Annotated in this window: 21 protein-coding genes; 18 read left to right on the top strand and 3 right to left on the bottom strand. The window is 46.3% G+C overall.

Translation table 11 applies throughout. From position 1 onward, the window contains the following. The 8 genes from Q0546_RS11560 to Q0546_RS11595 all read left to right on the top strand — a co-directional run. Positions 1–666 (top strand): DNA cytosine methyltransferase (locus tag Q0546_RS11560; RefSeq protein WP_298793197.1); only part of this gene is annotated, 666 nt, incomplete at its 5' end. A 1-nt stretch (position 667) separates the two neighbouring features. Continuing rightward, positions 668–943 carry a hypothetical protein gene (locus Q0546_RS11565; RefSeq protein WP_298793200.1) on the top strand — a complete coding sequence of 92 codons (276 nt, stop codon included), beginning with the start codon at positions 668–670 and terminating at the stop codon, positions 941–943. 1 nt (position 944) lies between these two features. Further along, entirely contained in the window at positions 945–1,394 is a 450-nt protein-coding gene (locus tag Q0546_RS11570) for a phage protein GemA/Gp16 family protein (RefSeq protein ID WP_298793202.1), read from the top strand. 107 nt (positions 1,395–1,501) lie between these two features. Then, positions 1,502–1,663: a hypothetical protein gene (locus Q0546_RS11575; protein WP_298793204.1), complete on the top strand. Its 162-nt coding sequence runs from the start codon at positions 1,502–1,504 to the stop codon at positions 1,661–1,663. Next, the gene (locus Q0546_RS11580; protein WP_298793206.1) at positions 1,656–2,867 is read left to right on the top strand and encodes a hypothetical protein; all 1,212 of its coding nucleotides are present in this window, start codon (positions 1,656–1,658) and stop codon (positions 2,865–2,867) included. Before Q0546_RS11575 ends, Q0546_RS11580 begins: the two co-directional genes overlap by 8 nt. Then, positions 2,855–3,208, top strand: coding sequence for a hypothetical protein (locus Q0546_RS11585; protein ID WP_298793208.1), 354 nt, complete (start codon positions 2,855–2,857; stop codon positions 3,206–3,208). Before Q0546_RS11580 ends, Q0546_RS11585 begins: the two co-directional genes overlap by 13 nt. Before the next feature lies 1 nt (position 3,209). Continuing rightward, on the top strand, positions 3,210–3,641 hold the full coding sequence (locus Q0546_RS11590; RefSeq protein ID WP_298793210.1) for an HK97 gp10 family phage protein: 432 nt from the start codon (positions 3,210–3,212) through the stop codon (positions 3,639–3,641). Between the two features lie 2 nt (positions 3,642–3,643). After that, complete coding sequence (locus Q0546_RS11595; protein WP_298793212.1) at positions 3,644–4,105, top strand: thermonuclease family protein; 462 nt, start codon at positions 3,644–3,646, stop codon at positions 4,103–4,105. 95 nt (positions 4,106–4,200) lie between these two features. On the opposite strand, the gene Q0546_RS11600 is transcribed toward Q0546_RS11595, so the two are convergent. Together Q0546_RS11600 and Q0546_RS11605 are read right to left on the bottom strand one after the other, a co-directional pair. Continuing rightward, positions 4,201–5,772: a terminase family protein gene (locus Q0546_RS11600; RefSeq protein WP_298793214.1), complete on the bottom strand. Its 1,572-nt coding sequence runs from the start codon at positions 5,770–5,772 to the stop codon at positions 4,201–4,203. A 93-nt stretch (positions 5,773–5,865) separates the two neighbouring features. Continuing rightward, positions 5,866–6,891, bottom strand: a complete 1,026-nt coding sequence (locus Q0546_RS11605; protein ID WP_298793215.1) for a phage portal protein — start codon at positions 6,889–6,891, stop codon at positions 5,866–5,868. Positions 6,892–7,025: 134 nt separating this feature from the next. On the opposite strand from Q0546_RS11605, the gene Q0546_RS11610 reads away from it, so the two are divergent. The 7 genes from Q0546_RS11610 to Q0546_RS11640 are packed head-to-tail and all read left to right on the top strand — an operon-like array spanning position 7,026 to position 10,822. Continuing rightward, on the top strand, positions 7,026–7,778 hold the full coding sequence (locus Q0546_RS11610) for an XkdF-like putative serine protease domain-containing protein (RefSeq protein WP_298793217.1): 753 nt from the start codon (positions 7,026–7,028) through the stop codon (positions 7,776–7,778). Beyond that, positions 7,775–8,707 carry a phage capsid protein gene (locus Q0546_RS11615; protein WP_298793218.1) on the top strand — a complete coding sequence of 311 codons (933 nt, stop codon included), beginning with the start codon at positions 7,775–7,777 and terminating at the stop codon, positions 8,705–8,707. Before Q0546_RS11610 ends, Q0546_RS11615 begins: the two co-directional genes overlap by 4 nt. Before the next feature lies 1 nt (position 8,708). After that, on the top strand, positions 8,709–9,014 hold the full coding sequence (locus tag Q0546_RS11620) for a hypothetical protein (RefSeq protein WP_298793220.1): 306 nt from the start codon (positions 8,709–8,711) through the stop codon (positions 9,012–9,014). Continuing rightward, positions 9,014–9,376, top strand: coding sequence for a hypothetical protein (locus Q0546_RS11625; RefSeq protein WP_298793222.1), 363 nt, complete (start codon positions 9,014–9,016; stop codon positions 9,374–9,376). Before Q0546_RS11620 ends, Q0546_RS11625 begins: the two co-directional genes overlap by 1 nt. Before the next feature lie 15 nt (positions 9,377–9,391). After that, positions 9,392–10,060, top strand: a complete 669-nt coding sequence (locus tag Q0546_RS11630; protein WP_298793223.1) for a hypothetical protein — start codon at positions 9,392–9,394, stop codon at positions 10,058–10,060. Between the two features lie 55 nt (positions 10,061–10,115). Next, a complete protein-coding gene (locus tag Q0546_RS11635; RefSeq protein ID WP_298793225.1) occupies positions 10,116–10,580 on the top strand; it encodes a hypothetical protein in 465 nt (154 codons plus the stop codon). Between the two features lie 29 nt (positions 10,581–10,609). Continuing rightward, positions 10,610–10,822 carry a hypothetical protein gene (locus tag Q0546_RS11640; RefSeq protein WP_298793227.1) on the top strand — a complete coding sequence of 71 codons (213 nt, stop codon included), beginning with the start codon at positions 10,610–10,612 and terminating at the stop codon, positions 10,820–10,822. Positions 10,823–10,838: 16 nt separating this feature from the next. Here the strand turns inward: Q0546_RS11640 and Q0546_RS11645 are convergent, their stop codons facing one another. Further along, positions 10,839–11,051 carry a hypothetical protein gene (locus tag Q0546_RS11645; RefSeq protein WP_298793228.1) on the bottom strand — a complete coding sequence of 71 codons (213 nt, stop codon included), beginning with the start codon at positions 11,049–11,051 and terminating at the stop codon, positions 10,839–10,841. A gap of 50 nt (positions 11,052–11,101) precedes the next feature. On the opposite strand from Q0546_RS11645, the gene Q0546_RS11650 reads away from it, so the two are divergent. Genes Q0546_RS11650 through Q0546_RS11660 form a run of 3 tightly spaced genes read left to right on the top strand, consistent with a single transcriptional unit; the run spans position 11,102 to position 19,081 of the window. Further along, positions 11,102–16,555, top strand: a complete 5,454-nt coding sequence (locus tag Q0546_RS11650) for a hypothetical protein (protein WP_298793230.1) — start codon at positions 11,102–11,104, stop codon at positions 16,553–16,555. Further along, positions 16,552–17,430, top strand: coding sequence for a hypothetical protein (locus tag Q0546_RS11655; RefSeq protein ID WP_298793232.1), 879 nt, complete (start codon positions 16,552–16,554; stop codon positions 17,428–17,430). Before Q0546_RS11650 ends, Q0546_RS11655 begins: the two co-directional genes overlap by 4 nt. A gap of 16 nt (positions 17,431–17,446) precedes the next feature. Further along, positions 17,447–19,081, top strand: coding sequence for a hypothetical protein (locus Q0546_RS11660; protein WP_298793234.1), 1,635 nt, complete (start codon positions 17,447–17,449; stop codon positions 19,079–19,081). Positions 19,082–19,104 lie beyond the last annotated feature (23 nt).

Raw genomic sequence — 19,104 nt, forward strand, 5'->3', positions numbered from 1 at the left:
AGAGAGCGGCTGTATATCGTAGGGTTTTTAAACTCGGACGAGTATCACGCCTTTACGTTGGCTCCCAAAACGGATTGCGGCAAATTATCGGACTATATCGATCGAGATGTCAATGAAAAATATTTTCTTAGCGACAAGGCCCTTGCGTATTTCCAGAGCAAACATCCAAAATTTAACGGCAAATTTGAGACTAGAAGCGGAAATGAAGGTATCGCGACCACTATAACAACGAATCCAGGACACCGCAGGACGGACACTTTTATCAAGGTCGCCGGCGAGCTTGACGCAAAAGGAAACGAGAGCATAAGGCGCGTATATGATACCTGCGGAATAGCTCCGACGCTGACTACCGCAACGGGCGGCGGACATATGCCAAAGATATTGCAAAAGGCAAGAGGTTTTAATCAAGGATACGAGTTGGAGACATGCCCTACGATAAGCTCGAGCGGCTTTGAGCGAAACAATCTTTTAAAAGCCGAGCGCATACGAAAACTTACTCCGCGCGAATGTTTGCGCCTGCAAGGATTTCCCGAGAGTTTCAAAATCGTAGTGAGCGATACGCAGGCATATAAACAAGCGGGCAACGCTATGAGCGTGAATGTTATAAAGATGGTATTTAGGCGGGTTCAAAAAGCCAAATATAAACTATTTAAACTGGGGGCGTGAGATGAAATATCACAGATTCTACAAAACCGCGGCGCAAGCGCTTCGTAGCCTAGACGTCCACGTGGACGAAGCCGTGGAGTACTACGGCGGCCGCGACGTGTTTAGATCTTTGGCGCAATACCGCAAAGCCGCATGGCAGACCGAGGAAGCTGCTAGGACCGATCTTTTGACCGAGTTGCTCAACGAAACCGACGAGCACAGATTTAGGCAAATTTTAGACGGACTAAGCGACGAAAAGTTTAAGATAGCAAAGATTTATTTTTGCGGCGAGGAATAAAATGACCAAAAACCAAGACCTCTATAGAAAGCAGCTTCTAACGATCATACATACGGATCCGCTATATAAAGAAATAAAGCGCAACGAGGCGTGGCAAGACTGGCTAGAGCTACGATTTGGCGTAAAAAGCAGCAAGGAGCTAAGCATAAACGAGCTAAACACGGCCGTAAATATCTTGCGCGGCAAGTGCGAGGATAGGCTAAATTTTACGCCGGACTTTGCGGGACGAAACCTAGCAAAGCCTGATAAAATTACGCAAAAACAGATCAAAAAAATAGAAATTTTGATAAACGAGCTAGGCTGGGACGAGCCTGCGAGGCTTAGATTTTTTTATAGGCAAACGGGCTGTCTAGTGCCTAAGCTATACGCGCTTGATAAAAAACGAGCGAACAAGATAATCACGGGGCTTGAGGCCGTAATCAAAACAAAGAGAGCCAAGGCTCAGGGCTGATATACTGGGAAAATTTTAAAATATGCGCTAAAATCGGCCTAGAAATATAAATTTTGGGAGGTTCTGGCGTGTTTTGTCCGTACTGCGGAAACGAAAAAACAAGGGTAATGACGACTATAAAAAGCTTGCAGAATAAACGCTACCGCATGTGCGAAAAATGCGGCAAAAGCTTTCCTACCATAGAGGCTGTGTTTTTTGACGAATACTGGAAGATATACGCTAAAGATACCGCCAAAAAAGGCGAAATGAGGAGCTTGTTCGATGAATAGAGACACGCTGCTATATCATCTGCTGAAGTCTAAAGCCGACAAAAGCAAGACCCCTGAAGAGATTATCGACGAATTTATAAGACAGCATTCAAAGCTAGCCGGCAAGCAGCTAGAAGAGCAGCTTGCCAATCTCCTCATCTTCATCAATGAAAACTACGATATGGATAAAGATACACTAAAGCAGCTCGTAGATTCTAAAATTTCAGCCCTAGGCATAAACGTAAATCCTCTAAATTTAGAAGAGACCTACAAAAAACTATCCTTGCAAGGCGTAAGCATCGGCATAGCCTTTGATAGGATAGATATGCAAGCTATCGAGTCTATGCGCAACAACTTCTACTGGATGAGGAGCGAATTTAACGATAAATTTCAATCAAGACTAATGGATATAACTCAAAAAGTCTTTGAGGGCGAGATCCCGCGCGCCCAGATGGCTGCCAAACTAAAAGAGGAATTCTCAAACGAGCTAAAAATGGATATGAGCTATTTTGAGGGAGTGAGTGATCACATCATCTCTCAAAGCCAAAACATAGCAAGAGTAAATCAAGCCAGAAAATACGATGCGCCTTTTTATAAAGTTGTAGCCATAATGGACTCTAAGACCTCGGACATATGCCGCTCTATGAACGGGCGAGTGATCCCCGCAGAGCATCTAGAAAGGCAAGCAAACGCTATCACTGCAGCAAAGAGCATGGCTGCTAAAAAAGCGGCCGCTACGTGGCGAAACGAGCCTTATCTTGGCAGAAGCGACAAGATGGATGCAAACTTTGGACTTCCGCCATATCATTTCCGCTGCCGCACCGAAGTAGTACCGGTTTGGGTAGACGAATACGAGATCGAGGGCGTTAAGATGAAAGCTACGCAGGAGCCGGGCAAAGATGAAGTCCTAAGACACATAGACAAAACGGGGGTGGAAAGAGTATGGAGCGCCAATAATACACACGTGCAAAAGAAGCATCGCGAAAGCACCCCGCAAAACATAGTAAAAGCGTTAAATTCTATCGAAGCTATCGCCCAAAACAAAGACGAGACCAATAGGCTGATAGCCGTAAGCTCAAACGGAATGATAACTATTTTTTCAAATGACGGTATAATAACATCGTTTGATCCAAGTAAAAATAACCCAAACGATAGCGCCAAAAAGTATTTTAAACGACATGCTAAAAACGCTCAGATCATAAAAGAAAAGTGGTGGACGATATGAGAAAACTAAATATTGAAATTTACCGAAACTATGAATGGTTTATAGAGCTTAAGGGCTTTGACAAGGAGCGATCCCGAAAATACTTTAAATTTAAAAATAAAGGGCTTGTTTTTCCCGCCCAAGTAGCCGACGACGAAGGCAAGATAGCTTATATGTTTGACATCGTTCTAGACGATGAAACCTTGAGGCTTCTAAAGGACGAGCCGCTAACCGCTGAAGTATGCGAGTGCGATTTTATATATGACGCGCAGGACGGTGGCAAAACTATAAATGAGTGGAGCAAAACTTGCACCATATATGAGGCGTTTTTGGAAATAAAAAAGAATTTAAAAGGCTTTTAGAATGAACTTTAAAAGACATTTAAAAAACTTCCTTTTTCGTATAGGCTCGGGCATAGTTTTAAAGGCTAAATATACCGCTCCTATAAAAACGGGCAACCTCAAAAAAGATATTCAAGTATTTGACGACCGTATCGAAAACCTTGAAATAGAGATAGGAAACACGAGGCTAGCTCCGTATGCAAAATTCGTTCACGACGGTACCGCTCCCCACGTCATAAAGCCCAAAAGAATGAAAGCCTTGGCAAACGTAAAAACGGGACAGATGTTCGGTAAGAAGGTAAACCACCCGGGCACGAAAGCAAATCCGTATCTTCTAAATGCCGCAGAGGACTTTTTTGACTCGCAAGACTTCGCGGCGGCTAAGCGCTCGCTAGCCCAAAAGATCGGCGAAGAGGTAGCAAGAGATATAAGAGCCTCTTTGCGTAGGAGCTAAATTTGAAGATTATCGCGGCTCTTTTTCTAGCGTTTGGTCTACTTTTTGGCTTTTCCGCCAAAGTCGTCAAAGTAAGCGACGGCGACACGATAACCGTGCTAACGCAAAACAAAGAGAGCGTAAAAGTAAGGCTATACGGCATAGATGCGCCAGAAACCAAGCAAGACTTCGGCAAAGCTTCAAAACAGTATCTATCAAGTCTAATAGCGGGCAAGATCGTGGAAGTAAAAAGCGGCGGTCAAGATAGATACGGTAGGGTTTTAGGCACGATCTATCTAGGTAGCACGGATATAAATGCTAAAATGGTAGAAGATGGCTACGCTTGGGCTTTCGTCAAATACTCGAAAATTTATACTGCGCAGCAATTAAAGGCCATAAAAAATAAAGCCGGACTTTGGCTGCAAAAAGATCCGCAAGCCCCTTGGGATTTTAGAAAAGCTAAGAAAAAACACAAAGAACGCTAAAATTTAATCAAAAAAGATATAATCAAAATACGTTCCGAAAAGAGGCGCCGCGCGCTAAATTTCGCTAAGAGCGGAGCCGCTCGGCTTCGCTTGGATTATATTATAATCGCCCCTCCGCCCTTTCGTTTGACAACCGCTTGAATGTTTCTGCACGCTAGGGCCAATGCCCAAAACCTATCGGCGTGTCCGTATTCATTTCTTTTTGCGTCGTATTTGAAGCTTTTTACTCCGGCCATGCGTTTAATCGCGTGAAGATCGGCGATAAGCAGCGGATCGTTTGGTATCTTGATACGCTTGTCCTCAAATAGCTTTTTCAAATTTAGCGCCATTTCTTCCTTGGCGGGAGCGGTAAAATACACGCCGCTTACTCTGCTTTTGAATTTCGTATGCATAGTTTCGGCCAAATTTAACCCGATACCGGTCTTGTCGATATTGAGTACGGCAAGCGGATAGGTGCGCATATGGGCGCTTAAGACGTCCTCTTGCTCTTTAAATTTGGCTTTTGCGTAGATCTCCATCATCGCTACCTCATAGGCATTTTCTACGCTTTTGACGCAAGCAAGGCTCGAGCGGTCGTTTACGCGGCCTATATCGTAGCCGCAAAGAAGCGGAGTGTCGCTCGTAGGCTGGTAGTACCCGAATTTACTATCTACGCAAGACTTAATAAGACTAATCGAAAGCAGGCTATTTTCGTCGTCGATAAATACGCACTCGTAAGCGCTAGCCCAAGTATCGGCATCAAATAGCGCTCGCATGGTCTCAAGGTCAAACTCCAGCCCGTCGGCCATCGCGTCGTAAATGCTAACCCTAAAACGCTCAAACATTTTGTATTTTGGCTCATCCGTAAATAGCTCGTGAAATAGCGAGCGCTCTTCAAACGGAGTAGACAGTATCGTTAGGCGTCCTTTGACTGCACCTATGCTAGGCACAAAGGCGTGCCAAATCTTTTTCGGGTTTGGATACCATGCAAACTCGTCCATCCAAATATCGCCCGTAAAGCCTTGCACCGTACGAAAGTTGTGTGCTAGAGCCTTGATAATCGCACCGTTTTCAAGGGTAATCTCCGTCTCGCTATCCTTGGCAAGAGGTATGCCGAATTTTTGCGCCCAAAAACGCATATACCGCATAAGGATCAGGGCCTGCTCTTCAGATGCGGATAAAAACAGCTGATTGCGGCCGCCTACGGCTCCTACCAAAGCATCTGCGGCAGCAACATAGCTAAAGCCGATTTGACGAGATTTTAACACTATCCTAAACTGAGCGTCGGAGCTCATAAATTTAGCCTGATAGTCGAATAATCCGCCCTCTTTTAATATGCTTTGTCTTAGCTCGCTTGCCGCCTTGTCTAAATTTACGGGCGGACGCACGTAGGCCTTGGCCTCTTTTTTCTTTTTATCTTCGCCCGTTAGCTTATTTAGAGCTACCACGAGATCGGCTAGCATCGCCGTCTCTTCGCTAGTTATATCTTGCTTTGAGCTTAGCGCCTCGATTTTTCCGTGCAAAGAATTTATGGCGTTTTCTATGCTCGCTTCATACTTTTTTGCTTCATTTGCCCACTTGGTTAGCGTAGGGCGCGATACGTTCATCTGCTGCGCCACCAAAACGGAGCTTACTCCGCTAGCTAGCAAATTTATACACTCTTCTTTAAATTCTTTCGTATAAGCCATTTTAAGCCCTTTAAAATTGTTTTTAATACTCTGGGTTAGGCTAAAGCCTTTTAAACGTTTTTAAACGCCTTTTAAAAGCGTTTAAAGGGGTGTTTATAAATTCTTTTGCCACCCTAAAATACTTCTTGCCTCATCTACGGTTATAATGCCTCTGCCTACAAGCTCGGTCACTATCGCGCCGTCGTCCTTGAAATTCGTGACGTCTACGGCCTTTAACACTACTTTAATGCCTACGCTCTCAAAAAAGCCCTCGATAAGCTCTATTTTAGGCTTGATCTCTATCTCGTTGAATTGTTGAAGTTGTCCGATTAGCTCGCCGCCTCCGCCAAGTCCGCCCGCATCCATAATGCCAAGAAGCCTAGGCGGTATACCGTGGGCGGCGGCTATCTCGTCTCTAGTCACTTTTTTGAGCTTCTCAAATCTGATTTTTCCCTCTTTATCGCCGACTCCGCCGCCCGTGTAGGCTAGTAGCGTCTTGTGAGCGTTACCGCTACCTTTAAAGTTTGAGCTAAAAAAGCTCTTATAAGTTTCGATCTGCTGCTGGCTAGGTTCGTTGTTTTCGTGCACTATGGCAAGATCGGGCCTGGCGCCGTTTTGAAAAAAGGCATAGTTGTAGTTGTCGGCCTCTTTGTTTGTTAAAATCCCAAGCATTGTAGCAAGATAATCGGGCTCCCCGTAAAATCTAGAGCTTGGGGAGTAGTATTTGAGATAATAACCGTCCAGCTTTTGTTTTTGGCCTGTTTTGCTTAGCTGAAACATCTCTCTGGCTAAATTCGTGCGCCATTCGACGGCGGGGATGTTATATAGATAGTACCTGCTTGCGGTGCCGGCTTTTTCTACCGGAGCATTGCCGTAAAGCTCAAGGTTGTAGCAAAACTCGAACAAAAAGGACTTTGCCGAAACGCCAGGCGGTAGAAATTTAGCTATCTCGCTCTCCTCTATCTCTATTTGACTAAGCAGTCCGGCCTTGATCTTGATCGCCCGGCGATGATATACGTTTGCGTAGTGAAGCGCAAGCAGATTTTCAAAACTTATAAAAGGCTCTATTAGCCCGCCGCTTTCTTCGTCGTTAGCTACTTGCGTACTATCCACGCTTGATTTAAAAACATATTCGTTCATTTTTCCTCTTTTTGTGTTTTTCGTAATTTTACAAAGAATATTTTTGCTTCAAATACTATATAGCGGGCATCGGCAAAATAACTTTTTTTAAAAATCCATAAAATTGCCGTATCAAACCACGACAAGGAGAGGCGATGAGCAAGAGGCTAAAAAATTTAAACATCACTCATATTTCGCTTGTAAAAGCCGGAGCTAATAAAAAGAACATCATCTATAAAAGCTCAGATGCGCAAACGAACTATGAAAAAGACGTCGTATTCGCTAAGCGAGACGACGAGAAAGGTATCGTGTACGGCATCGTCTATTCGCCGGGCGAAGTAGACACGCAGGGCGATTTTGCCGACGCGGCCGAGATCGAAAAGGCGGCATACGCGTTTATGAAGGGGCTAAACGGCGGCAACGTAGACCGAGATCACAATTTCAAGCCCGACGGCGCATACGTTGCCGAAAGCTGGATACTGCGCAAGGGCGACGCACTTTTTCCAAGCGAAAAAGAGGGAAGCTGGGCGGTAGCCATCAAGCTTGAGAGTGAGGAGCTAAAAGATGCCGTCAAAAAAGGCGAGATAGCAGGTCTTTCAATGGCCGGAACCGGAGTGCGCGAGGATATGGAAAAAAGCGAATCGAAAAACGGTATCGCCGACGCCATAACCAAAGGCTTTAATGCTCTATTTGAAAAATTTACAAACCAAAAAGGAGAAAACATGAATAAAAACGACGTCCCAAATCAAGACGCACAGATAAAAAAAGCGCTTGAAGAGGGGCTTAAAAAGATGGATGAGAGCCTAAGCGCGCTTGAGAAACGTATCGACGAGCTCGAAAAGGTCGCAAAATCCAGCAAACAAAACGAAGACGTAACTAAAACAGACGAGATAGAGGGGGTACTATGAAAAGACTGCAAGACATCGCAAAAGCAAGGGGGAATATGAGTGCGGCGGATATGTACGCCGACGGACATTTAACCCCGGAACAATCTAGAAAAATGATCTCTACGATCGTTGCAAAAAATCAGTTTTTGCAAAAAATCACCATAGATAAGACCAAAAAGCTTCAAAAAACCTTTGATATTTGGAATCTGGCTAGCGGAATTTTGGTGCGGGTTAGTCCTGGCAACAAACCCACAAGCGCCCAAAGAGAAAAGCTTAGCGTAAGCTCGGTAAAACTTGATAATAAAGTCGTGCAACTATGGGCTGGCATAACCCAAGACACGCTTGAAGATAACGCCGATAATCCGAAATTTGAGGCCGAAACGTTCAACGGGTTTGATGAGGCATTTTCAAACGATCTTCAAAACCTCGGCATGATAGGCGAAAAAGACGACTATGCGGGCGATGCGTTTAAAAATCTCAATAAAGGCTGGTTTACGCTTGCAAAAGAAAATTCGGACGTAGTCAAGCTGGAGCATAAAAAAGCTAGCAAAATGATCGACAAGCTTACCGCGGTTGTCAAGGCTTCAAACGAAGACGTGCTCACCCAAAGCGTGATTCTCATTTCTCAAAGCGACTATCTTGCCTACCAGCAAGAAATCGGCGGCAGAAGCGGCGGACTTTCGATACTGCTCAACTCCGGCGCGAACCATATCCTTGGCGTACCGCTTGAGGTAGCCAGTTTCGTACCTAAGGGTAAATTTTTAATGACGCCTCTAAAAAATCTCATCATGAGCGTAGGACTTGACATAAGAAGGACTCGATGGTACGACGTGGAAGAGAGCTGCCTCAAATATAAATTCGAGGTCTACAACGACTATCAGCTAGCCGTCGGTAAATGGGCCGTACTTTCCGAGGAAAACGACGCAGATAGCGACGGAGACGGCATCTAAGATGGTCTTTGACGCCGCATTTAAGGACGCTCTAACCAAAAGAGCAAAAAGCGTCCTTAAAAACCCTAACGAAGTAACGCCAGAGGCCGTAGACGTCGTAACCAAAGAGGCGCAAGAAGAGTGTGCGGGCAAAGAGGTCAAAAGCTGGGCGGTTATGGATTTTTCGATGATCAGGCTAAAAATATACCTAAAAATCGAGCTAAAAGAAGAGGACGTAATAATGCTAAAAAACGCACTAAACGAGATCAAGAACTCGCCGCTTTCCGGGCAAAGTAAGCCGGACGGCTTAATTTACGAGGTCGTGTGATGCAAAACCTAAACAAAACGGCACAAAGCCTAAAAGAGCGCTTTGACCTAATAGAGATTTGCGGGTACGAGGCAATAGATCAGGCTGGCGACTATCTCGTGTTTGACGGGCTAGAGAGCAATGATGATCTAGCCGATACGGCGATATTTAGCATTGCCGTAGCTAGACATTCTTTAAATGCGGACAAAGACGGCTTACTTGAAAAGCTCGACGAACTAAGGCTTGCGGTGTTTCAGTTTGGAGCGGCTAACGCTCCGCAAAAAATACTATCGAGCGTAAAAACGGCGTTTGTAAGCAATACTCTATATATAGCCAGAGTAGTACTCAAAATCCAAATACCGCTCGAATTAGACGAAATTTAAAAAAAGGAGACAAAAATGGCACAAGAAAAAGTGGCAAGACTTGCTGTGGCAACGGTGAGTTTCGCGCCTCAAGGCGCAAGCGAGAGCATCACGCTGGGCTACCAACAAAGCGTGAGCCTAAACAGAACCATCGAGAAAAAAGAGCTACTCTCAAATGACGAGAGCCTGGGAGAGACGGTGATGGAGCTTGAAACGAAAGCGGAGTACAACTTCAGCACCGAAATCGGCGATATAAATATCGCAAATTTGGCGCTTTGCTTCAAAGGCGTAGTAGAGGACGTGACATACGCCGCAGCCGGCAAATTTTTCAACGAAAAAACCATCAAAGCCGACACCGAACAAATACGAATCGGCGATCCGGTGCTAAAAGATGGCAAGATCTACACCGCTACGGAAAACATGGCGGCGGGCAGCTTCACGATAGATAAGTGTGCGCCAAAGGTTTACCCGGCAAAGTTCAAAAGAATCGCGCCGCAAAAACTCGCAAATTCACTCGGCAAAATCATCATAGAGGGCAAAAACCTAGCTACAAACAAGGCTCAAATTTTAGTCATCCCGCTAGTTAATCTCAGCTTTGAGGGCGACGTGAGCGTAAGCGGGACCGATTTTGCCAAGCTAAGCCTAAAAGGTAAAGTGCTAAAGGCTCCGGGCGAAAATCTATTTAGCTTTATGGACGGCGAGTAGTCGCAAAGGCAGGCTTAGTTCGCCTGCGAAGTAAAAATAAAAAAAGGAAAAAACAATGAAGACCAAATTTCCGTTTGAGATAAACATCGACGAAAACAAATTCAAACTCGAGTACAGAGAACTAAAAAAGAGCGAGGCAAGAGACCTAGTAGGAGAATTTGCCGAGCTCAAAAAGCAAATAGACGCTAGCGACGCGCTCAAAAGCGAGATAGCTTCGCTTGAAGAGAAAAAGGAGATCAAAAACGGTATAGCCTCTACCCAAAGCGGCGACAAAAAAGCCAAAACACTGCAAGAAGTGCTTGCACTGATTGAGCAGATAGACGCAAAGAGAGCGGAGCAAAAAGAGCTAGCTAGCGCCTCGATAGATCTTGATGTTATGGCAAAGAAGAGGCTTGATCTTACTCTTGGCGGAGAGGACTTGGAGAAATTTAAGGCCGAAATCGAAGACAAAGGTCTAAGCTATCTATCGGTTATGAGCGCCATTGATACGGCTATCGAGGCAGAGCGCTCAAAAAAGTAGAGAGGCTGCTTGCCTGCGTCGAAAATAAAATGAGCCCGGACGATTTCGGGCTTGATGATTATGAAGCGCTTATGCTTCGCGGGCTTCAAACGGCAAGCATAGTAAAGCGAGACTTTAACGGCGGATATTTTGAATGCGAGGTAATCGTTTTAAAGGCTTTTTGTAAGCGCTTTAAAATAGATTTTTTGTGGATGTTTGAAATTTCAAAGGCGTTTAATAGGATTTTAAATAAGAAGGAATGACGGGAGTAAAGATGACTTATAAAGATAAATTTTTAGCTTTTTTTGCGTCGTTTAGACCCTGCTTAATGCCTAAAATCACTCCCGCTACGCAATATACCGCGATATATGCCGCGCAAATTTTAAGAAAGCCTACAAAGCCGCTAAAATCGGTAATAATAAATAAAACAACCCCGGCTCCCGTAAGCGCTATCAAGCAACCTAGCAAAGCGTATTTTACTAAACCTAGCATTTTAGCTCCTTTCGTTTTTCTATATATATTTTACCATAAAGTAGCCAACTATGTCTAGAAATAACGACGTAAATATCACCATAAGCATAAACGGCGATACGCACAACCTAAGAGCGGCCAGAGAGGACGTAAACGCCCTAGGGCGCAGCCTAAATAACACCGACACTATCGCAAACGCCTTACGTAGCTCTTTTGGAAAGATAGCTGCGTCGGTAGCTAGTATAGGAGCCCTAGCCGTTGGCGTCAAAGAGCTTGCAGCCTCGGGCATCGAAGCAAACCGAAGCTTTGAAAACCTTAAAATTCAACTAACCGGCCTAATCGCCGCAAACTCCTCAAACGTAAGTATGATGGGCAAAACCCTCGACGCTCATACCAAATGGAATATGAGCATGAAAGAGAGCGAGGGAATACTAAAAAAGCTCAACGAAACCAACGCCAAGACTAAATTTACGCTTGAAGAGATCACCGGCGCCTTTAACATGTTTTATGCTACCTCTGCAGGTCAAGGCAGCAGAAACAAAGCCGTGCAGGCCATGGATAGCATAGCTCTAGCAGCCCAGGCAGTAGGCAAAAATCTAAGCGATCTAACTCCTATGATGGATAGCCTAGCTACGGGCACGGTGGTAGCAGCTTCCGAGATGGGCTCATTTATGAAGATAGTGGGCCTCACAAATGAAGAGTTAAAAAAGGCGAGCTCTGAGGGCAAGGTCTACGACGTAATCATAGAAAAGCTAGCCAAATATAAAGAGCTTAGCGCCGAGGCGGCTAAGGGCTACGAAGTAGCGCTCGGCTCTCTTAAAAATGAACTCACCGAGCTCACTAGGGAGCTAACTAAGCCTATGTTTGACGTACTTACTACTGGCATCGCCTCTTTTTCAAATTTCGTAAAAGAAAACAAAGCTACGATCATAGAGTGGGCGGGGTATATAACCGAGGCAGCAAAGCATTTAGGCCTGCTTGCGGGAGCATTTGTTGCAGCCAAAATAGGTACGGCGGCTTTTAACGCCGTGCTTGGTATATCAAGAGCTGCTATGGCGATTTTTTCGTCGTCCTTAACAGCTACTATTACGCTTACGTCCGCGCTTGGGACCGGTATTACGGCACTCAAAGCGGCATTTAAAGGCTTTTTACCAACCGCGGTGATATTCGGCGCGGTTGAAGCGTTTATGGCACTCAAAGACGGCATGGACGGAGCAAGGGCTAGCGGCGAGAAGCTAAACCAGATCCTAAATACGACGAGCGAAGAGCTTAGCAAACTAACTAAAAATCAGCTTGAATTTCGTCTAGTCGAGATCCGCAGAGAGCTAGACGCCACCAAAAAAGAGGCCGGCAAGCTACAAGATAAGATCGCAAACGGCTTCATTTTTATGAGCAAAGACGCCCTCGTCGAAAACAGAGCCAAGCTAGACGAACTTCAAAACAACATCCTTGATCTAGGCGCGGCCTACGGCGAGGTCGAGGACGTGCTAAACGGCAGAGGCAAAGGCGGCGCGGGCCCCGGCGAAGCAAAAACCGACTCCTTGCTGCAAAACAAAATCGACAGCCTAAGCGCGGCTTTGGATAAAGCCGGCGAAAAAGCCAAAAACGTGACTACGCTAGGACGTCTAAAAACGGAGCTTGCCGAGATCGACGGCCTCATAAAAAATTTGCAAAATCCTATAACCGATCCCGAGAAAGAAAAGCAGAGGCTCGATACGCTCGAGGCTTTGCAAGTTATGCGCGAAAAAACGGCCAAACAGATAGCCGAATTTAACAAACAAGACGTAAAAAGCCTGGGTGACGTAAACTCCGCATATCGCGAGATCGCGCGCGTAGGTATGAGCGAATATGAGAAAAAACTCGACGACATCAATCAAAAAGAAAGAGATTGGATCAAAAACGGCGTAAGTAGACAAGATGCGGCCGCGGCAAAGCAAAAGCTGTTTGATATATTGCAAACGGAAGAAGCAAACAAGGCTATCAAGGAGTACAAAGATTTTCTAAACGAAAAAGAGGCTGCGCAAAAAGAGTACTATGAAGCTATCGGCGAATACGAAAAAGCGTGGAGTATAGAAAGCGCGAAGACCAAAGAAAAAATCAAAAAGCTCGAGCTAAGCGAAGAGGACGCCAAAAAATACCTCGAAATTCAAAAGAAAAAATACCTTGAGCCGTACGTCAAAAACTCAAAAGCGGCGTTTAAAGACATCAAAAACAGCTGGGCCGACACGGTCTCAAGCATGCAGAAAACCGTCGATGACGGTTTTTTCAACTTTTTCATAGGCAAGACGAAATCGCTTAAAACAGCCCTCAAAGACATCGGTACAAACCTAATGCGCGATATGATTAGCCCATACGCGCGCGTCTTGTCGCAAGGCATTTCGGGCGGCTTTGGCGCATTGCTTGGTGGCGGCTCAAATTTGGCCTCTATCGCCTCAAATTTAGGACTAGCCAAAAACGATAGAGGCGGCTGGGACGGAACCATCGGCGGCACCACGGTTGAGCTATCAAGCACGGGGCAAATTTTAAGGGGCGCGGACGCCCTGGATAAAAGCACGACTAGCCTGCTTAGCTCGGTTTCAAATTTGCAAAGCGCATATTCGCTTCTAACTAGCGGCTATACGGGCTTTATCTCTAGCTTTACCAGCACGCCGGCGCTAAACGCGGCATCTTGGCTCTCTATGCACGGATACGCAGGACTCGGCCAAGGCGTATACGGCTTTGGCACCGGCGTAAAAGGCGCTCTAACGGCTACGCAGTTTAGTAGTGCCGGCACTGCTCCGTATATGGCAGGCTCTGCGTTTGGCGGTGCGGCTCTTGGATACGGCATAGGGTATTTGGGAGACAAGCTTTTTAAGGCAAATACATACGCTAGCACGGGCGGAGCGCTCGGAGGCGCTGCGGGCGGTCTGATAGCCGGTATGAAAGCGGGATCGTCTATGGGTCCTTGGGGCGCAGTCATAGGCGCGGTAGCGGGTGCGCTAATAGGCGGAGCGTTTGGAAAGAAAAAAGCAACCGGTAGCGGTATTTCGCTGTTGCAAGACATCACGGCGGGCGATGCGCTAAGCAACCAAAACATCCGTTCATACGTCGATATGCAAAAGAAAGGCTGGTTTAGCAAGAAAAGCTGGACCGAGATGAGCGACCTAGACGATACCTCTATGAGAGAGATCGGCGCACAGCTTCGCTCTATGGATAGGATGGCTAGCCGTGCGGGAGCTTTGGCGAGCCTAACCCTAAAATCAGGCAAGTATAGCGGCGAAAGTTTGGCAAACGAGGGCTTTGCAAAGGCAATACTTCGCTCAATGACCGGGCAAGCAGAGCAGATGTGGGCAGAGGTCACGGAAAGCGGCGGCAAGAAGCGAAAAGGCTTGCTCGGCAAAATAAGCGGCGTATTTGAAAAGGCTATGAAATTTAGCCCATCCTCAATCATCAACCGCATAACCAAACCGCTTGACGACGCCGTAAGCAAGGCAATGAACAAAGCAGGCCTGGGCATGATCGACAATATGGCACGCGGTATGAGGGACGAGTTTGGCAAGGCTAGCGACGGAAATATCTTTGGCTTAAAAAGCTCTCGAAAAATAGACGATTTGCTAAATTTGAGCAGAGACGAAACAAACAAAAATCAAAGGCTAGTAGATAATCCCGAGTTTTCCAGAATGTGGAAAGACTGGGAAGAGCAGGCGAAGAAAGCGAATAAAAAAGTAATCGAGCTAATGAGCGAGAGCCTAGGAGCGATCGCGGATAGCTACAAGAGTCTTGAGCTACTCAGCGTAAGAAATCCTATCAAGCAGGTTGAAATATCTATGCGCCAAGCCTTTGAGAGCTTTACGGACGCAGCCGAAGCGCTTAAGCTTGACATTCCAAAGCAGATGGGCGGTATCGCCGATCTAAGCGTGGAGCAAATGGCGCAGGCATACCGCAAAGCAATAGCGTCAGACTTCACAAAAAGCAACGTAGACAGCCTAAACGGCCTAGTCAAGGCTTACGAGGCGGCGAAAAAGGCGCAAGACGAGTACACCAAAGCTCTAATCAGCTTCACGCAAAGTATAGCTCAGACTCAAGCCGGCTTTTTTGCGGCGGTCGGTCGCGACACGAATGTCGTTACCATGCAAAACATCTACACCAAATTTCGCGCTCTAGCAGGAAGCATAGAGGGCGACTTAGGTGCTGATGAAATGAGCCGCGTCTCAAAGCTAGGAAACACGAACGATCCTAGGGTTTGGGCGGAGTATTTCTACCGTATGAGCGCGCGTGAGTTGCAAGAGTTTCTAAGTAGCGGCAACGTCGAAATGAGAAAGCAACTGCTTGAGGCCGTAACCGAGTACAACAACCACAGAAACCAAAACGGCGGCCGCGACGTATGGCTGAAGTCCCTCACTGGGCTTGAAGAAATCGTCAAACAAATCAAAGCCCTGGATCTAGCGGAGCAAGCAAGAAAGACGCTCGAAGCGCAAAAGCAGCAACTCGCCGTCCTAAATTTGCAAAAAAGTGCGGTAGAAAAGCTAGCCTCTATGGCGAGCAAAATCCGCGAAAACGTCATCGATAATCAAACAGCCGGCATAAACTACGCCCTGGCGCTGCAAAAAGCAAAAGCGGCATTTAGCGCGGGCAACTACGACGCCAAAGCATATGACGAGCTAAATAGCGCCATATCCAAGCAGGAGCAAAACCTGCGAGATAACGCGGCCACCTATCAAGACTACCGCTACGAAATGTTAAAGCTGGCAAACGAAGTAGAGGGCATAGCCGGCGACGTAAATTTGGGAGATTTACTCGAGCAAATCAAAAAGCTAGACAAACTGCTAAATAGCGCAAACGATACCTATTCGCAGCAGCTTGACGCGCTAAAAAAGCAAAAAGAGGCGCTAGAGCTTGATAGCCAAAACCAAATCCACGCCCTGCACGATCTGCTTGGCAAGGATAGCCCCGTAGTGGCATACCTGCAAGCCGTCAGAGATGCAATTATAGCGGGTAAGGCCGCGCCCGAATACAAAGGCGCGCCGCCCGCAAACGTAGCAAACGGAGCAACCACCGCAAACGGCGCGATAATAAGCTCAAGCCTAGACCGCGACATAAACGAGATATATAAAGACGTGCTAGGCCGCAGTGTAGAGCAAGGAGGACTAGACGCATGGAAACGCAAAGCCCAGCTAGAAGGCCTTTCAAAACAGCAGCTCAGGGCGCAGATAGAAGCTACGGCAAGAGCCGCTACGGGCGGCACCTCAAAACAAGACTTCATTGAATGGAGCAAGAAAAGAGGCTACAAGCCCTTTGCCGACGGCGGTATAGTCACTCGTCCTACGCGCGCGCTCATAGGCGAAGCAGGCTACGACGAAGCGGTCATTCCGCTTGACGGTAGAGGCATCAAGGTAGATATGGGCGGAGCCTTTGAGGCGCTTGCAAAAAGGCTGGAGCGAGTGGAGCAAATAGCCGCAAACATAGGCAGAGACGTACGAGAGATGACGATGAACGCAAGGCAAACTATAGACAATGGAGCCGTAAACGTAAGGAGCATAGCATGACGGTAGTAGAAAAAGTAGATCTAACCCTCAAAGAGACCAACGCGCCCTCAGATACGCTAAGGACCTTTTCAAAAGGTATGAATGTCGATCTTGGCGAGGAGATCATATATGAGGGAGAGAAATACAAGGCTGCAAAGGCGATGACCGGTATTCAAACCGAGCCGGATAAAGACATAACAAATTTCGCCCACATGGGTGCGATCAACGAAAAAGCGATGTTTGATAGGTATATCGGAACGCAGACCAAAAAGAAAGACGGCGGGGCGCTGAAATTCAAAATAGATACGGGCAAAAAGCGCGTGAACTGTTTTAGCTTTTTCAACGTCGACGGCAGCGAAATTTTTATCCGAAAAGCAGGCACCGTAATAGCGCATAAACGCCTGCTTAATGCCGGAAGCCGTAGCTGGTGGGAGTATTTTTTCGAGTTTGGACAAGACTACAAAAAAGACGTGGTGTTGTATGCAGACAAATACTTCGGCGAGTTTGAGATAGAGATCACGCCAAACCGTTTGGGGGCAAATTTAGGCCATTTTTCTGCCGGGCAACGGGTGTTTCTCGGATATACAGAGCTTGAAGCCGAATTTGGCGTAAACGACTACAGCAGAAAACAAAAGACGGCCTACGGAGACGTCTTTATCGCCAAGGGTCGCACGGCAAACTATATGAGCCTAGCCGTAGTGCTGCCTACCCCGCAAATAGACCGCACGAGAGATACGCTCAAAAACCTATGCGGAGAGCTTACGACTTTTATCGGAGACGAGAAAGACAAGGGTTTCAAGAGCCTGCTAGTCTTTGGCTTTCTCAACGATTTTAGGATCAAGATCACGGGAGAGCAGTATAGCTCGCTAAGTATCAACGTAGAGGGAATAATCTAAATTTAAAGGAGAGAAAATGAAACAAATAACTAAGTTGCCCCAGCCGCCTACCACGGCCGAGCCGCAAAATTTTGACGACCGAGCCGATGCGTTCGTAGGCGCGCTACCAAAATTCGTCACGGAAACAAACACGCTGGCCGCGGAAGTCGAGGAAAATTTGCAAACTACGCAGACTCTCAAAGAAGACGCGGACGCCTCAAAGCAGGCAGCGCAAGCTTCCGCGCAAACGGCTAGCGAGGCAAAAGAAGCGGCCCAAAGAAGCGCAAGCGAGGCCGAGAGTAGCGCGCAAGCAGCAGAGCAAATCAAGACGCAAACGCAAGAAACCAAGCAAAGCGCGCAAGAAGCGCTCGCGATTATCGCGGCCGCAGCCCAGAATAGCGCGCAAGCGGCAAGGCAAAGCGAGCAGGCCGCCGAGCAGACAAAAACAGAGTTACAAACAGCTACGCAAGCACTACAAGATATGAAAAACATCGTAAAAGACGGCTTCATCGACGACGGCGCGCAAAGCGAGACGAAAACCTACTCTAGCAAGAAAATCGCAGAGCTAAACGAGACGCTAAAGACGGATGTGGACCAAAAACTAGACCAAACCGGCAAAGAAATAAGAACTGCAGCTATGAGCGGGGCTATGCCGTCTGCTTACGAGAGCGACCTTGCGATGTGGGATTATATGGAGGCTTCCCCGGTCGTGGCAAACGAGCAGCAGGTTCCTACTGGCCAAAACAATTATGCCCTTTTGAGTACTCTTTTGTTTGAAGGCGACATTAATCTCTGGACGTATAACCATAGCGTAATACCGATCGCGTTTGAGGGATCGGACGAAATTTTGCCGTTTAGGAAAGGTGATGCTGTGGCTATATATAACATAGAAAAAACCATAACGCTAATAGACGGCGGCAAGGCATACGTATATTGTCAAAAAGACAGTAACGTCTATATTTTTAGCGCAGCAAAAGGGATGAAAGGCTTTAACAAAAATAGTCAAACCCCAGACAGAGATCCGCTACAAAGCTTTGAAAGCAAATATCTGATTTATCTAGATACGTCAAAAAAAGAGGCCTACGTTTATACAGTGGACGCGGCGGCTGGGACCTTAAAATTCGCGTTTAAGAAAAAGATAGACGACGATAAATTTAGCGCTTACGGGAGCGCTTACGTGGCGTTTAACTACCTAAAAATAGGCAATTTTACGTTTAAAATCACAGATACCGACATAACTCTTGCAAGCGAGGGCGAGATTTATCTGCCTAAGCGGCTAGACGGCGATATTAGGACGCCATTTCATCGTAGTTCGCCTAGCGGCTTTATTATCTCGGGTGAGTACGTTTACGACGTTAAAAGCGGTAAGGCTTTAAAACCCATCATAAATCTTAAATTTTCCGGTTTTTTAGGAAGAACCGACTATTTGGTAATAAAAAACTTTAGCGATGAATATTATTCCCCTAGCTATATCTACGACGTTAAATACGGAGTTAGATGCGTTCGTATGCCTGAGGAATACTACCCCGTAAACGTCTCTCTTAAAGACGGATACGCTTATGTCTTATTTGTACGTGCAGCTTCGAGAAACCCTAGATTTTATATCCCAGACATAATAATGGGCATAAAAATACCGATGAAATTTTTAACGGGCAAAAACTACAAAGGATAAACAATGAAAGAGGATTTTAAAAA

This window comes from uncultured Campylobacter sp. (genome assembly GCF_937997465.1).
In the GTDB taxonomy this organism is placed as follows: domain Bacteria; phylum Campylobacterota; class Campylobacteria; order Campylobacterales; family Campylobacteraceae; genus Campylobacter_A.